This is a genomic window from Cupriavidus taiwanensis, from assembly GCF_900250075.1.
In the GTDB taxonomy this organism is placed as follows: Bacteria; Pseudomonadota; Gammaproteobacteria; order Burkholderiales; family Burkholderiaceae; genus Cupriavidus; species Cupriavidus taiwanensis_C.
In genome coordinates, this window is sequence record NZ_LT977070.1 from 1,085,749 (window position 1) to 1,099,377 (window position 13,629).

The 13,629-nt window shown below is 66.8% G+C and carries 12 protein-coding genes; all 12 read right to left on the reverse strand.

Annotated elements, in window-relative coordinates:
* Window positions 1-8: 8 nt before the first annotated feature.
* Complete coding sequence (locus CBM2588_RS05045; protein WP_231942106.1) at window positions 9-2,252, reverse strand: TonB-dependent receptor; 2,244 nt, start codon at window positions 2,250-2,252, stop codon at window positions 9-11.
* 218 nt (window positions 2,253-2,470) lie between these two features.
* Window positions 2,471-3,244 (reverse strand): metallophosphoesterase, encoded by a 774-nt coding sequence (locus CBM2588_RS05050; RefSeq protein WP_115679641.1) that lies wholly within the window; start codon window positions 3,242-3,244, stop codon window positions 2,471-2,473.
* A 211-nt stretch (window positions 3,245-3,455) separates the two neighbouring features.
* Window positions 3,456-4,430 carry a type II secretion system F family protein gene (locus CBM2588_RS05055; RefSeq protein WP_115679642.1) on the reverse strand — a complete coding sequence of 325 codons (975 nt, stop codon included), beginning with the start codon at window positions 4,428-4,430 and terminating at the stop codon, window positions 3,456-3,458.
* Window positions 4,431-4,506: 76 nt separating this feature from the next.
* The gene (locus CBM2588_RS05060; RefSeq protein ID WP_115679643.1) at window positions 4,507-5,484 is read right to left on the reverse strand and encodes a type II secretion system F family protein; all 978 of its coding nucleotides are present in this window, start codon (window positions 5,482-5,484) and stop codon (window positions 4,507-4,509) included.
* A gap of 43 nt (window positions 5,485-5,527) precedes the next feature.
* On the reverse strand, window positions 5,528-6,898 hold the full coding sequence (locus CBM2588_RS05065; protein ID WP_115679644.1) for a CpaF family protein: 1,371 nt from the start codon (window positions 6,896-6,898) through the stop codon (window positions 5,528-5,530).
* A gap of 59 nt (window positions 6,899-6,957) precedes the next feature.
* On the reverse strand, window positions 6,958-8,151 hold the full coding sequence (locus CBM2588_RS05070; RefSeq protein WP_115681401.1) for an AAA family ATPase: 1,194 nt from the start codon (window positions 8,149-8,151) through the stop codon (window positions 6,958-6,960).
* Window positions 8,152-8,172: 21 nt separating this feature from the next.
* On the reverse strand, window positions 8,173-8,631 hold the full coding sequence (locus CBM2588_RS05075) for a TadE/TadG family type IV pilus assembly protein (RefSeq protein WP_115679645.1): 459 nt from the start codon (window positions 8,629-8,631) through the stop codon (window positions 8,173-8,175).
* Window positions 8,628-9,137, reverse strand: coding sequence for a TadE/TadG family type IV pilus assembly protein (locus tag CBM2588_RS05080; protein ID WP_115679646.1), 510 nt, complete (start codon window positions 9,135-9,137; stop codon window positions 8,628-8,630). Before CBM2588_RS05080 ends, CBM2588_RS05075 begins: the two co-directional genes overlap by 4 nt.
* A 9-nt stretch (window positions 9,138-9,146) precedes the next feature.
* Window positions 9,147-10,403: a pilus assembly protein TadG-related protein gene (locus CBM2588_RS05085; RefSeq protein WP_115679647.1), complete on the reverse strand. Its 1,257-nt coding sequence runs from the start codon at window positions 10,401-10,403 to the stop codon at window positions 9,147-9,149.
* A 23-nt stretch (window positions 10,404-10,426) separates the two neighbouring features.
* A complete protein-coding gene (locus CBM2588_RS05090) occupies window positions 10,427-10,762 on the reverse strand; it encodes a hypothetical protein (protein ID WP_115679648.1) in 336 nt (111 codons plus the stop codon).
* Between the two features lie 34 nt (window positions 10,763-10,796).
* The gene (locus tag CBM2588_RS05095; RefSeq protein ID WP_115679649.1) at window positions 10,797-12,686 is read right to left on the reverse strand and encodes a type II and III secretion system protein family protein; all 1,890 of its coding nucleotides are present in this window, start codon (window positions 12,684-12,686) and stop codon (window positions 10,797-10,799) included.
* Window positions 12,687-12,752: 66 nt separating this feature from the next.
* Complete coding sequence (gene cpaB, locus CBM2588_RS05100) at window positions 12,753-13,592, reverse strand: Flp pilus assembly protein CpaB (RefSeq protein WP_115679650.1); 840 nt, start codon at window positions 13,590-13,592, stop codon at window positions 12,753-12,755.
* Window positions 13,593-13,629 lie beyond the last annotated feature (37 nt).

The following is a 13,629-nucleotide window of genomic DNA, read 5'->3' on the forward strand; positions in this document are numbered from 1 at the left end:
GCCGCCGTTCAGAAATCCACCGTGGCCGACAGCAGCACCGTGCGCGGCGCCGCCAGCGAAAAGCCACCCCATGAGGTCACGCCTGCCCAGTAGTCGCGATCGAACACGTTGAGCACGTTGGCGCGGAACGTGGTGGCCTTGCCGCCGATCCTGGTGGTGTAGCGCGCGCCGACGTCAAAGCGCGTCCAGGCCGGCAGGCTGGCGGTGTTGGCCTGGTTCACGTACTGCCGGCCAGTGTAGAGCATGGCGCCGGTCAGCGTCAGGCCCGGTACCCACGGCAGGTCCCACTCGGCACCGAGGTTGGCCTGCACTTCCGGCACGCCGATCGCGGTCTTGCCGACACTGGCCGCGGTCGGGGATCTGGTGATCTCGCCGTCGATCAGCGTGACGCCGCCAAGCAGGCGCACGCGCGGCACCACTTCACCGAACACGTTGAACTCGAGCCCGCGGTTGCGCTGCTCGCCATTGACGGAGAACACGTTGTTATCGAGCTGCCCGGTGGGCTTGGCGATCTGGAAGGCCGCCAGCGTTGTGGTGAAGCGGCCGATGTCAAATTTGGTGCCGATCTCGTACTGGTCCGCCTTGTATGGCGCAAAGGCTTCGCCGGCGTTGCTGGCCGTGGGCGGCGCCACGTCGCCGCGGCTCAGGCCCTGAATGTAGTTGGCGTAGACCGACCAGTGCTGCGTTGGCTGCACCACCAGGCCCACCATCGGCGTGGTGGCGCTTTCGTCGTAGTAGGTCGAGACCGCGCCGGTGGCCTGGTTGTAGTTGCGTGTCCTGACGCGTTGCTGGCGCAGGCCCAGCGTCAGCAGCACGCGTTCGTCGAGGAAGGACATGGTGTCGGACAGCGCCACGCCGCTCAGGTCGGTGGCGGTGAAGCGCGGCACCGTCGAAGGCGCCTGCAGGTTCTGCGCGGGCTGCGTCACCGGATCGTAGATGTTGGAGGCCACCGGCGTGCCCGAGGTGAACGCGCGGTCGAAGCGCTCGGTATAGGCGCTGGCCTGCAGCGTGACCGCATGCTTGACCGCACCCGTGGCGAAGCGTGCGCGCAAGCCGCCGTCGAAGGTGCCGCGGTCGACCTTGAATTTGTAGAAGGTGGGTGTGCTCAGGGTATCGCCCTGCGCATTGGTGATCATCGGCGTGGTGCCGAAGACCCGGTCGACGCGGCTCCACCCGCCGCCGGCGCTGGCGAACGCCGTCAGTGAATCGTTGATGTCGTACTCGGCATGGAACAGCACCGCTTCCTCGCGGCCCTTGGAGTACTCCCACGGCTGCGTGACATTGCGCCGGCCGTCAGGCGCTCCCGGAACCGCCAGCCCGGGCGAAATCATCAGCGGCCGCCCCGGCGCATCGATGCGCTCCTCCTGCGCCAGCACGTCCAGCGACGCGCGCAGCTGCTTGCCGCGATAGTCCAGCGCGAGGGCCCCCACCGGCGCCTTGCGCGACTGGTTGTCGGCGGTGGTGTCGCCGTTGTAGTAGCTGCCGTTGGCACGGATGCCCCATTCGCGGTCCTCGCCGAAGCGGCGTGCCACGTCCAGGTGACCGCCGAATTGCGTGTCCGACGCGTAGCTGGCGGTGAACCGGGTCAGGTCATCGCCGGCGCGCTTTGGCACGATGTTGATCACGCCGCCGACGCCGCTGTTGGGCGACATGCCGTACAGCAGCGCGGCGGGACCCTTCAGCACCTCGACGCGTTCGGCGTAGTCGGTGAATACGCGGTAGCTGGGTGCAATGCCATACAGGCCGTTGAAGGCGATTTCCCCCGAGTTGGATTCATTGATCGGAAAGCCGCGGATGTAGAACGTGTCGATATTGGCCCCCGCCAGTCCGGTGGCGCGCACCGAGGGGTCCTTGCTGAGCGCCTCGGCCACGGTGGCGGACTGCTGGTTCTGGATCAGTTCGGCGGTGTAGCTGGTCAGGTTGAAGGGCGCCTTCATGATGGTGGTGTCGCCGAGCATGCCGAGCCTGCCGCCGCGGGCGACCTGGCCGCCGGCATACGGCGGCGGGACCTGGTCTGGCTCGGCGCTGGCGCTGACGGTCACCTGCGGCAGGGTCGGCGCTGCCGGCCGGGGTGCGGTGACACCGCCGGACGTGCCAGCCTCCTGCGCGCTGACCGCTTGTAGCTGGAACGTGACCAGCACACCCATCAGCAAATGCGACAGCGCGAGCGGCGGGCACCTGCGCGGGCAGCGCGGCGCAGCAAGACGAGCAAGGCTGGCGCGCACGCGCCCCCGGTGGTTCGTGACTGACATGACAAAACCTCTTTTTGCTACTGATGGAAGTCGGGGAGGGGGCGACGAGCGCAGCTTCGGGGTGCGCCGCAAAAAAGATGGTATTGCAAATGCGAATCGTTATCAACTAAATTGAGTGGAATCCGACCCGATCTGCTGACCCATCAGTGCCGCTGGCGCAGCCGAGGGGAGGGCGCCGCGTGCGCAGGCACCCATGACGACACAAAGGCGCGGCCGCGTCAGACTTCGACCACGCAGCACCAGTCGAAGGACTTGTTCTCCAGCTCGCCGGTACGGCGGCTGACATAGCCGCGCGGGTTGCACACCACGCGCGAGTTGTCGACGCAGTAGTCGAAGCTGGTGTGGGTATGGCCGTGGATCCACAGGTCTGCCTGCGCCACCAGGTCAGGCCGGCGTGACAGGAAGCCGCCGGAGACCAGGTCGTGCGAGAAGCGCGGATCCAGGCTGCCGAGGTCCGGGCCGTGGTGCGTGACCACCACCGTCTTGCCGGCGTAGGGCAGCGCCAGCTGCGCCGACAGCCAGTCGGAGGCGGCCAGGTGGCGTGCCAGTGCGTCCTGCGGCGTGAACTGGCGCATGTGGCCATCGTCGCCGCGGATCTCGATCAGCCGGTGGTCGTACATCGCTTTCGCGCACGCCTGCATCGCCTCGTCGCGCCGGTCGGTGCCGAACAGCGTGTAGTCCGTCCACCACGTCGTGCCGATGACGCGTACGCCGTCGAATTCCGCGACGTCGCCATTGAGCAGGCGCACCTGCGGATGCGCTGCCGCGGCCTCGGCCATCTGCTGGTCGACGGTGTCGAAATTGCTCTCGTAGTACTCGTGGTTGCCCGGCACATAGACCACCGGCTGGCTGAACGTGCCGATGGCCCAGTCGATGCCGTCGCGGCCGTTCGCGATGTCGCCGGCCAGTATCACGAGGTCGGCATCGCACGCGGGCACGGACTGCGGCAGGTTGTGTTCGATGTGGAGGTCGCTCAGGATGCGTAGCTTCATCGGGACTCCAGGCGGGTAGGGCGCGCGCTGCGTGGCCTCGGCGCCGCAGGGGGATTGCCTGCATTCTTCAGAAGCCAGACCGTCCGGTCAAGCCCCGGGATTCGCCCGGCAAAGCAAAAAAGCCCGGAACCTGGGTTCCGGGCAAGTGACTGTCTTGCCGGCATTGCACCGGGAGACAGCCGGGGGAAACTGTCGCGGTTTCCCGGAGGGCTCAACCTGCTTGTCCCGCCATGGTTGGCAGCAGCACGCGATAGATCTGGATGAAGGCCGGCCCCAGCAACACCAGCAGCAAGGACGGAAAGATGGTGAAGATCAGCGGGAACAGCAGCTTCAGCGCAATCTTGGCGGCCTGCTCCTCGGCGCGCATGCGGCGCTTGGTGCGCAGCATGTCAGACAGCACGCGCAGCGACTCGCCCAGGCTGGTGCCGAAGCGGTCGGCCTGGACCAGCATCGACGCAAACTTGTCCACGTCCTCCACGCCGGTGCGCAGCGACAGGTTGGTCAGCGCCTTTTCCTTCGAAAAACCCGAGCGCAGTTCCAGCAGCATCAGCTGCAGTTCATCGGCCAGCACCGGACAGCGCAGCGCCAGCTCGTCGGCCACGCGCATCAGCGCCGCATCCAGGCCGAGGCCGGCTTCGACGCAGACGGTCAGCAGGTCGATCACGTCGGGGAATTCTTCGAAGACGGTGCGCTGGCGTTGGGAGACCTTGCGGGCGAGGACAAGATTCGGCAGGTAATAGCCAATCGCGCCCAGCACCGCCAGCAGCACGAACATCAGCTGCTGGCTTTGCTGGCCGGGCTGGCTGCTGACAGCCAGCAGTCCGAGCATCGGCAGGCCGACCGCCAGTACCGTCTTGGCGCCGAAGTACAGCGGCGCGGCGTTGGCATTGCGCCAGCCGGCATTCATGAAACGCACGCGCAGCTGCGAGTTCTCCCAGCCCTCCTTGGGCAGCGACAGACGCGATACCGGCTGCGCCCACTTCACCAGTTTTTCGATCAGCGCCTGTTGACGACCCTGGTCCGGCTGGAATGTCCCCGCCTGGCCGGCGATCTGTTCGGCCCGGCCGCGGAGCCGGTGGGGCGAGAACACATGGAGCACGCCGAACACCGTGCCGAACGCGGCCACGAAGATCAGCGCGAGCACGATCATCTGGTCGCTCTGGAACCCCTGGAAAATCTCTTGCATGATGGACTCCCCGTCAGTATGGCTGTCCAAGCCCTGCTTCTTCTTGCTACTGCCCCGAGCAACCGCAGCCGGCGCTTCAGACCCGGATGCGGATGATCTTGCGCATCCACAGCACGCCGAAGCTCATCGACACCAGCGCCCCGCCGATCATGCGCAGGCCCAGCGGGTCTTCCCACAGCACGTTCATGAAGCCGGGGTTGACCACCAGGATCAGGCCGGCCGTGCAGAACGGCAGCAGTCCCAGCACCCATGCCGACATCTTGCCTTCGGCCGACAGCACGCGGATCTTGTCGAACAGCTTCAGGCGTTCGCGCACCATGGTGCCGATGGTGTCGAGGATCTCGGCAAGGTTGCCGCCGCTTTCGCGCTGGATCAGTACCGCGATGACAAAGTAGCGCAGGTCGGCCACCGGCACGCGCATGGCCAGGTTGGTCATGGCTTCGTCCAGCGCCACGCCGTAGTTGATCTCTTCGAAGGTGGTGCGGAACTCCGGCCCGATCGGCGCCTTCATCTCCTGCCCGACCATGCTGAGCGCTCCGCTGAACGAGTGCCCGGCGCGCAGGGCGCGGCTGATCATGTCGACCGCATCGGGCAGTTGCGCCTCGAGTTGCTTGAGCCGCTTGGCGCGCAGGCGCACCACATGGAGCACCGGCAGCATCGCAGCCAGCGCCGCGCCAAGCAGAACCAGTGAAGCCGGCACGGGCAAGAGTGGAATCAGTGCAACCGTGCACAGCACCACCATGGCGCAGTATCCGAGCAACTGTGCCACCGACCAGCTGCTTCCCGACTGCTCGAGCCAGCGGTCGAGCGCTCCGATGCGCGGCACGCGCATCAGCCACTGCTGCATGCGCGGCGAGTCGGCCAGCATGCGCTTCTTCAGGATCGACAAGTGTTCGGCGCTGACATGTCCGCCGGCGGACAGCGCCCGCAGCCGTGCTTCGATCCGCTTGGCCGCGGGGCCATGGGCATTGTTCCACCACAGGTAGATGCCCTCGACGCAAAGCACCACGGCGACGAACACCAGGATGCCGAAGGCGTAGAAGATCGTGCTCATGTGTAGTCCCCCCGGAAGGATCGTATTGGTATGTCCTGGCTAATCAGACTTCGTAGCGCTTGGCCGGGTCGTAGGTATCGTCAGGCAGCCCCACGCCGAACACGCGCAGCCGCTCGGCAAACTTGGGATAGACCCCGGTGGCGCGGAAGTTGCCGCGCACGGTGCCGTCCTTGTCCACCCCGGTGCGCTGGAACGTGAAGATCTCCTGCATATTGATGATGTCGCCCTCCATGCCGGTGATCTCCTGGATGCTGATGATCTTGCGGCGCCCATCCGTCATGCGCGCGGCCTGCACGATCACGGTGATGGCCGACGCGATCTGCTGCCGCATGGCCTTGGCCGGCATGGTCAGGCCCGCCATGCTGACCATGTTTTCCAGGCGCGTCAGCGCATCGCGGGGAGTGTTGGCATGGATAGTGGTGAGCGAGCCTTCGTGGCCGGTGTTCATCGCGTTGAGCATGTCCAGTGCCTCGCCGCCGCGCACTTCGCCCAGGATGATGCGGTCCGGGCGCATGCGCAGCGCGTTGCGCACCAGCGCGCGCTGCGTGATCTCGCCCTTGCCTTCGATATTGGGCGGGCGCGTTTCCAGGCGCAGCACGTGGGGCTGGCGCAGTTGCAGTTCCGCGGCGTCTTCGATCGTGACCACACGCTCGTCTTCCGGGATAAAGCCGGACAGGATATTCAGCAGCGTGGTCTTGCCGCTGCCGGTGCCGCCGGACACCAGCACGTTGACCTTGGCTTGCGACAGCGCCTGCAGCAGCTGCGCCATCGGCGGCGTCAGGCTGCGCAGGTTGACCAGGTCGGCCACCTGCAGCGGATTCACGGAAAAGCGCCGGATCGACAGCAGCGGCCCGTCGATGGCCGAAGGCGGAATGATGGCGTTGACGCGCGAGCCGTCGGGCAGGCGCGCGTCGACCATTGGGCTGGTTTCGTCGATGCGGCGCCCGACGCGCGAGACGATCTTTTCGATCACCTTCATCAGGTGCGCGTCGTCGTAGAACAGGACGTCGGTCAGTTCCAGCTTGCCGCGTCGTTCCACGTAGGTCTGGCGCGCGGTGTTGACCAGGATGTCCGACACCGTCGGATCCTTCAGCAGCGGCTCGAGCGGGCCGAAGCCGAACATCTCGTCGTAGATCTCGACGGTCAGCTGGCGGCGCTCGTTGTCGTTGAGCAGCACCTTCTGTTCGTCGACGATCAGGTTGACCAGCGCGGTGATTTCCTGGCGCACCTGTTCCTGCGGAAAGCGCGCCAGCCGCTCCAGCTCGACGCGGTCGAGCACCGTTTCGTGCACGTCGCGCTTGAGCTGATGGTAGCCGCCCGATACGGACGCTGCCGAGGTCGCAAACTGGATCGCAGCGTGACCGTTGACGGTGAAAGCAGGCTCGGCATTGGCCAGTTGTTCTCGGATCGACATGATGGACTCCTCGTTAGCGGATGCGGATGACCGTGGCCGGTCGGCTGCAAGCGGTGAATTCAGGTGCTCTTCGCGCGCAGCATCAGGCGGCGCAGCGGCGATGCGGTTTCGGTGCGGCTGCGCCGCTCGGCCTCGGCCGGCGTGCAGAGCTGCGTGGCCATCGCCTGCAGCGCGCGCGTCATGGCGCTGCGCCGGCTCAGCTTGGCCACCGGCTCGCCGTGGCTGATGGCCTCATCCACCGCGGCCGGGTCGTCGGGCAGCGTGAACGCGGCCTTCATGCCGAAGATCTCTTCCATGGTCGCGCGCGGCATCTCGTGCTTGCGGCCGGTGCGGTTGAGCACCAGGCGGACCTTGTCGGCGGGGTAGTGCAGGGCGCTCAGGATATCGAGCAGCCTGCGTCCCGGACGGCCGAAAGAGATCGCGGGTTCGGCCACCACGCAGATGCGGTCGCTGTGGTCCAGCACCCCGATCGACAGCGGATCGATGCTCTGGCCCAGGTCGAAGATCACGAAGTCGTAGGCCGGCTGCACCACCGACAGGATCCACTCGAGCTTGTCCTTCTGGATCTGGCTGGCCTTGACCGGGTCTGACGCGCCGGCCAGCATGTCGAAGCCGTTGTCGACGTGCACCAGGCAGGCCTCGAGGAAGGCGCTGTCCATGCGGTCGATCTGGCTGCAGATCTCGGGCAGCGTCGACGGCGGGAGCTTGTCGCTGACGATATAGGTCAGGTCGCCGAAGTGCCGGTTCAGGTCGACCACCAGCACGCGCTTGCCCAGATGTCGCGCCAGCGCGTCGCCCAGGTTGGCCGCGATGAAGCTGGTCCCGGCACCGCCCTTGCACGAGATCACCGAAATCAGCTGCCCGTTGTCCTGTGCGCGCGGCACGTGGTTGGCTTCCACGCGCCTGAGCGCCTCGGCCAGCTGGCCCTTGTCCAGCGGCCACGGCAGTACATCGCGGATGCCGGCACGCATCGCCTTGATCAGCACGTCCGGGCTCGGCGCCGGCGTCACCAGGATGCACGGCAGTTCGGGATGCTGCTGGCGCAGCATCTCGATCGCATGCATCTGCTGCGCGCTGATCGCGGGCAGCTCGAGGATCAGCAGGTCTGCCATGCGCAGGCGGCTGGCGTGCAGCGGCAGACGCCCGAGGCCATCCTGCAGCGTCATGGCCTGGAAGTTGCCCACCCCGGCGCTGATCCGGTGGATCTCCGCCAGCCGGTCGGCATCTTCGGAAACGATCAGAATTCTGAGCATGATGTGCTCCTGGTGCATGCGCTAGTTGCAGATCTTGCCGCCGGTGGAAGAGTCGAGGCTTTCCCGCGGCAACGTGGTCGAGAACGGGGGCAGCGACACCGTGATCGGCACCACCGGAATAAAGGTCTTGACCGTGACGTTGGCCACGCTGACGGTGACGGAGCGGCAGGTACTGCGCGCCATGTCGTCGTCGGCGTTGCAGCCGCTGGGCTCGAAGCCGACCTCGATATTGCTGGACTTCAGCAAGGGCATCAGATGCGTCATCCGGTCCTTGATGGCGGTGTCGGTGACATCGCACACCACGGCGATGCGTGCGCCCAGCCGGGTGGCTTCGCCGGCGGTGTTCCAGTAGAACAGCACGCGCGAAAACTCGGCAATGCCGATCAGCAGCATGAAGAAGATGCTGGCGACCAGCGCGAACTCGATGGCGGCTGCGCCGCTCTGGCGCGAACGCGGGCGCGGGGCGCGGATCGGAGTCATAGCACCTGCCTCATTACCGTTGCGATATCGGAGAACGCCAGTGCACCCACGTTGAGGTAGCTCTGCATCGGCGAGTAGGTGAAGCCCGAGATCTTGACTTCGACCAGGTTGATGGTCCCCGCCGGCGTGCCGGAACTGCCGCCGCCTTCGTAGATGGCAACGTTGGCAAACTGCTTGCCGGCGCAGCCGGATGAGTCGACGCGGTCGCAGACGACAATCATCGACGTGCTCAGTCCCTTTACCAGCGCTGTGCCGCCGCAGGTGGTCTTGCCATAGACGGCGATGCACTTGGCCTGGTCCACCGGGTAATTCGGCTCGGTGGGCGCGTATTGCGACAGGAAGCGCGCCGCGTCGCGCGTGGCCTTGGCCAGCGCGTTGTACTGGTAGATGGCGCGCCCGAACTCCGCCACCCCGGTCACCAGCATCAGCAGGGGCACCAGGACCAGCGCGAACTCCACCGCTACCGCGCCGCGGCGGTTGCGCCTGCTCTGCCAGCATCGCTTCATGATCGGCTCCTATTGCACCAGCACCGGCACGCGCGGGCCATTGCCCGTACTGGAACCGGGCACGCCCTGGGTCGCGCACGGGCTGGTGGGATCCTTCGAATCGCCGAGGTACTCGATATAGGTCACGTCCTTCACGCTGGGTGCCTGCATCGGCTGCACCATCAGCATGCAGGCCCAGGAGTCCACCGTGGCTTGCTTCGTCGAAGCGAGGTCATTGCAATTCACCACGGGAACCTGCACCAGCCTGCGGTCGGCGCCTGCCTGATGGACCGCCTTGGCGGACGGCGTGCCCTGGGTCGTCAGTCCGCTGTTGGGGTCGGTCTGGTACGGCTCGTTGGCGCCGCGCTTCTGGATGAAGTCCGGGTAGGCGTTGCCGCCGTTCGGGGGATTCCATTTCGTAATGCTGTAGGCATAGCCGGTGAAGTCCGGTGTGCCTTGCTCCGGGCCCTTGTAAGAGCCGGTATAGATTCCGAAGCGGGTGTTCCACGCCGGTATCAGCGACGAGATGCTGCCCGGCTGGCCGACCTTGGAGCCCACTACCGACAGGTCGCATTGTCCGGAGCCGGCCAGCAGCTCGGCCAGCTCGGAAGCACCGCCTCCGGGGGGCGTCAGGTCAGCCCAGCCAAAGCTGCCAGGACCGTAGGGGTCCTTCTCGTCCTTGGACCGGATCCAGTCGCCGCGGTTGTACGCGGTCCTGACCGGATTCGCGGTTTGCGGCGTGCAGATATAGACCGGGATGGCGCAGGCGGTCTGCGCGCTGGTGGTGGTGGCGACGGCCATGGCATTGACGGTGCTGGGCTGGATGTTCATCCCGGGCAGCGCGTTCAGGACCTGGATGAACCAGTGGGCAATCCCGGTGCGCTCGGCCGTGCATTTGACGTACTTGATCTTGTCGAGCGAGTACGGGACCTTGTCCTTGGTATAGAAGGTGTTGTCAGGACTATCGCTGTACGAGACGTTGAGGTTCTCGAACATTTCCACGGCCTTGCCCTGGAACAAGGCAGCGTTGCTCGTGCCGGTGGTGAGGCCGGCCGCCTCGGACACCAGCAGCGGGGTGGCCCCCGTGACGTCGCGCGCGGCCGCCAGCGCGCAGGCATCGACGCTGTTCTGCAGCTCGCTCTTGGTCACATAGAGCTTGCCGAGGTCGAGCGCCAGACCGACAAAGCCGATCAGCACGGCCAGGGACAGCCCGACGATGATGGCCACTGCGCCACGCTGGCGCCTGCGCCGCGTCAGCGTGGGTCGTGCGAAGCGCGATGTAGACATGATCGCCTCCCCGGTTCCGGTGCTCAGCGGCCGCCGCCACCCATGCCAATGCCGCCATAGCCGCCGGCGCCGAAGTCGATGGTCATGGAAGGCGCCCCGCCTTGCTGACCCTTCGACAGCGAACGGTCGAAGTTCTTCATCGCCGCCACGGCGGTCTTGCCGTCGGTGCCGGTGACGGTAGGCAGGCCTGCCGGCGCGTCGGGATTGATGATCTGCATCTGCGTGACGGTGGCCAGTGCCACGCCGCGCTGCCCGTCCCATACGGGCGTAGTCGTCATGCAGCCCGACAGGCCCAGGCAGGCAAGGCCGCCCAGTACCACGACGGTGGCGCCGCGCGAAAGCTTCAGGGTCTTGTTCATGGTCGTTCTCCGGTTCTGCGGTTGGCGCGGCGGGTCAGTTGCCGCCCGATGCGGTGCGGCCAGTAGTGGCCGCCGCCGCGGCCCTGGCTTGCGCCAGCCGGGCTGCGGTCGCCTCGATGCGGGCAATGCGCGCGGCGGTATCTTCGGCAGGTGCAGGGGCCACCGTGCTGCTGTGCGCAGGGGCCGCTGGCGCGGGCAGTGACGGACGCGGATTGGCTGTCGCCGCGGGCCGCGGCGCGGACGGGGCCGGCTCGTCCAGCGGCCTGCCAGTCGGCACCGCCGAAACCGCGGTGGCCGGCGCGCCTTCGCTGCGCGGTGCCGCTGGCGGTGCGGCAGGGACCGCGGCCGGCGCGGCGGGCTGCGACGGTGCCGGGGCCGGCTGCGTCGGACGCTTGCCTTCGCCTTCCATATTGCCCATGAAGTACAGCGACAGCGGGTTGGGCGTGGAGAAGCTGTCGGTCGGCAGCGGGTAGTTGCTGGTCTGCATCGGCTTGACCAGGCGCGGCGTGATGATGAACACCAGCTCGGACAGGTCCTGCTGGTATTGCGTGCTGCGGAACAGCGTGCCCAGCACCGGCACTTCGCCGGCACCCGGCAGCGCCTTGAGCGAACCGCGCGCGCTGTCGGTCAGCAGGCCGCCGATGGCGAAGCTCTCGCCGTCGCGCATCTGCACCGTGGTGGAGGCGCGGCGGGTGGTGATCACCGGCAGGATGGTCTGGCCGGCCAGCGTGCCGCCGCGGATGGTGGCGCCGGTCGGCGACAGTTCGGACACCTCCGGTGCCACCTTCAGGTGGATGCGGCCATTGGCCAGCACCGTGGGCGTGAACTTCAGGCCCACGCCGAACTCTTCTTCCTGCAGCGTGACGGTGCCAGCGCCGTTCAGCACGTTGGCCTGCGCCACCGGGATATAGATCTTGCCGCCCGCCAGGAAGCTGGCTTCCTGGCCGCTGATGGTGACCAGGTTTGGCTCGGCCAGGATTTTGACCAGGCTGTCGTTCTTCTGTGCATCGATGGCGAACTCGAACGGCAGGTTGTTGGCCTTGCTGCCGAAAAAGGCCGCCGACGCGCCAGTCAGCAGCGAGGTCACCAGGCCACCGGTCCAGGAGCCGAAGCCGCCCTGCAGGTTCACTGCGGAGCCAAGCTGGTTCAGCAGCGTCTTGGAGACCTCGGCCACCTTCACTTCGAGCATCACCTGCTGCGGGGTATCGACCGACAACATGTTCAGCACGTTGCCCTTCCGGTTGCCGCCGTTGCCGTTGCCGTTGCCATCGCCATTGTGCGCAGCGTTGGCGTAAGCCTGGGCAATTTCCATCGCCTGCTGTGCGGCCTGCGCGTTGGTGACACTGCCGGTCAGCACCAGGTTGTCCGCGGCGGTGGTCACGCGGATGCCCGGCTCGCCGGGCAGCAACTGGCCGAGCGAGGTCTGCAGCCCGCCGGCATCGGCATTGACCACCACGTTGATGATGCTGCAGCTGCCGCTGCGGCCCTGCACGATCATGTTGGTGGTTCCCACGGTGCGGCCCAGCACATAGAGCGTCTGCGGCGACACCATGGTGGCCTGCACCACGCCCGGGTTGCCCAGGGTACGGTTGCGTACCGGCTCCTGCAGCGTGATCAGCTGCGACTTGCCGACCGCCACGACCACGCTCGATTCACTGCGGATGGCGCCGGTGCAGTTGGGGCCGCGCGCCTCCGCCGAAGTCGCGGCCGGCGCCTGCGCGGCCGGCGCGGCGGCGCCGGGCGTCATGCTGATGGTCATCTGCATCGGGCCCTGCGGCGCCTTGGCGGCGGCCGGCGCGGTGGCCCGGGTCACGTTGCCTGCCTCGACGGCGGCCTGCGCCGCGGCGGCCAGAGGCGTGCAGAGGAAGGCGGCCAGCACCAGGATGCGGGTGCGGCCTGCGGCGTCGGATCGTGTCTGGTTCATTTTGAATCTCCCCCCGGAGAGGCTGTGTTGCAGCTCAGGATTCGTTGGATGCGACGGTCCCGGTGCTCAGAAGCACTCGACGCCGCCCTGCATGCCTGACAGCACGCCGACGCAGTTACCGCGTGCGGGGGCTGCAGCCACCGTGCGCGTCTTCACCACGGTGCGGGTCTCGGTCTTGGTCACGACTTTGGCCGGCGTCTCCGGTGCCTTGCCCAGCAGCGTGCCCTTGGTGGCGCCGCCGGTGTTGATGTCGGCCGCGTCCATCTGGTTGCGCAGCACCAGCGAGAGCGTGCCCACGCTGCGCGCCACGTCGAGCTTCTCGGCCTGGTCGGGCGTGACTTCGAGCGTCACGGCGTTGACCACCTTGGGCTGGGTTTCGTCGCGGCTGACCTGCTGCGCCACTGCCAGCACCAGGATCTTCTCGAGCACGATCTTCGAGATGCTGCTGTTCTGGTTGGACTTCGCCTCTTCATTGGTGTTGACGATCACGTCGACGTAGTTGCCCGGCAGCGCGAAGCCGGCCACGCCGACCACGTCGTTGACGCGGACCGTGATGGCGCGCTTGCCGTCGTTGATCACTGCCGACAGGCCGCCCTTGGTGCCGATCGGTGCCAGCTTGGCGTCGAGGATGGGCTCGCCGCGCTGCAGGCTGGTGCGGACCACGCGTCCTTCCAGTGCCTTCAGGTCAGTAAATGCGCCGGGCGGCACGCTGCCCGCCGGCCAGCTGACCATGCGCAGCTGGCCGCCGTTGAGCGGCTGGCCCAGATTGAGGTCATTGGCCGCGACCACGACCTGCTTGACGGAGCCTGACGACTGCTGGACCAGCCATCGCGACGCCGACACCACCGCCGCCGCTCCCGCGACGAGGGCGATCAGCAGCATCAGGATTGCACGTGTGTTCTTCATGATGACTCTCCCCTACAGTTGTCCCGAATCCTCGGTG

Excerpts from the sequence above, each read along its gene's own strand:
- CBM2588_RS05070 (WP_115681401.1), bottom strand. The coding sequence starts at position 8,151 with ATGCTCAGAATTCTGATCGTTTCCGAAGATGCCGACCGGCTGGCGGAG.
- CBM2588_RS05085 (WP_115679647.1), bottom strand. The coding sequence starts at position 10,403 with ATGTCTACATCGCGCTTCGCACGACCCACGCTGACGCGGCGCAGGCGC.
- CBM2588_RS05095 (WP_115679649.1), bottom strand. The coding sequence starts at position 12,686 with ATGAACCAGACACGATCCGACGCCGCAGGCCGCACCCGCATCCTGGTG.
- CBM2588_RS05065 (WP_115679644.1), bottom strand. The coding sequence starts at position 6,898 with ATGTCGATCCGAGAACAACTGGCCAATGCCGAGCCTGCTTTCACCGTC.
- CBM2588_RS05050 (WP_115679641.1), bottom strand. The coding sequence starts at position 3,244 with ATGAAGCTACGCATCCTGAGCGACCTCCACATCGAACACAACCTGCCG.
- CBM2588_RS05055 (WP_115679642.1), bottom strand. The coding sequence starts at position 4,430 with ATGCAAGAGATTTTCCAGGGGTTCCAGAGCGACCAGATGATCGTGCTC.
- CBM2588_RS05060 (WP_115679643.1), bottom strand. The coding sequence starts at position 5,484 with ATGAGCACGATCTTCTACGCCTTCGGCATCCTGGTGTTCGTCGCCGTG.
- CBM2588_RS05080 (WP_115679646.1), bottom strand. The coding sequence starts at position 9,137 with ATGAAGCGATGCTGGCAGAGCAGGCGCAACCGCCGCGGCGCGGTAGCG.
- CBM2588_RS05090 (WP_115679648.1), bottom strand. The coding sequence starts at position 10,762 with ATGAACAAGACCCTGAAGCTTTCGCGCGGCGCCACCGTCGTGGTACTG.
- cpaB (WP_115679650.1), bottom strand. The coding sequence starts at position 13,592 with ATGAAGAACACACGTGCAATCCTGATGCTGCTGATCGCCCTCGTCGCG.
- CBM2588_RS05045 (WP_231942106.1), bottom strand. The coding sequence starts at position 2,252 with ATGTCAGTCACGAACCACCGGGGGCGCGTGCGCGCCAGCCTTGCTCGT.
- CBM2588_RS05075 (WP_115679645.1), bottom strand. The coding sequence starts at position 8,631 with ATGACTCCGATCCGCGCCCCGCGCCCGCGTTCGCGCCAGAGCGGCGCA.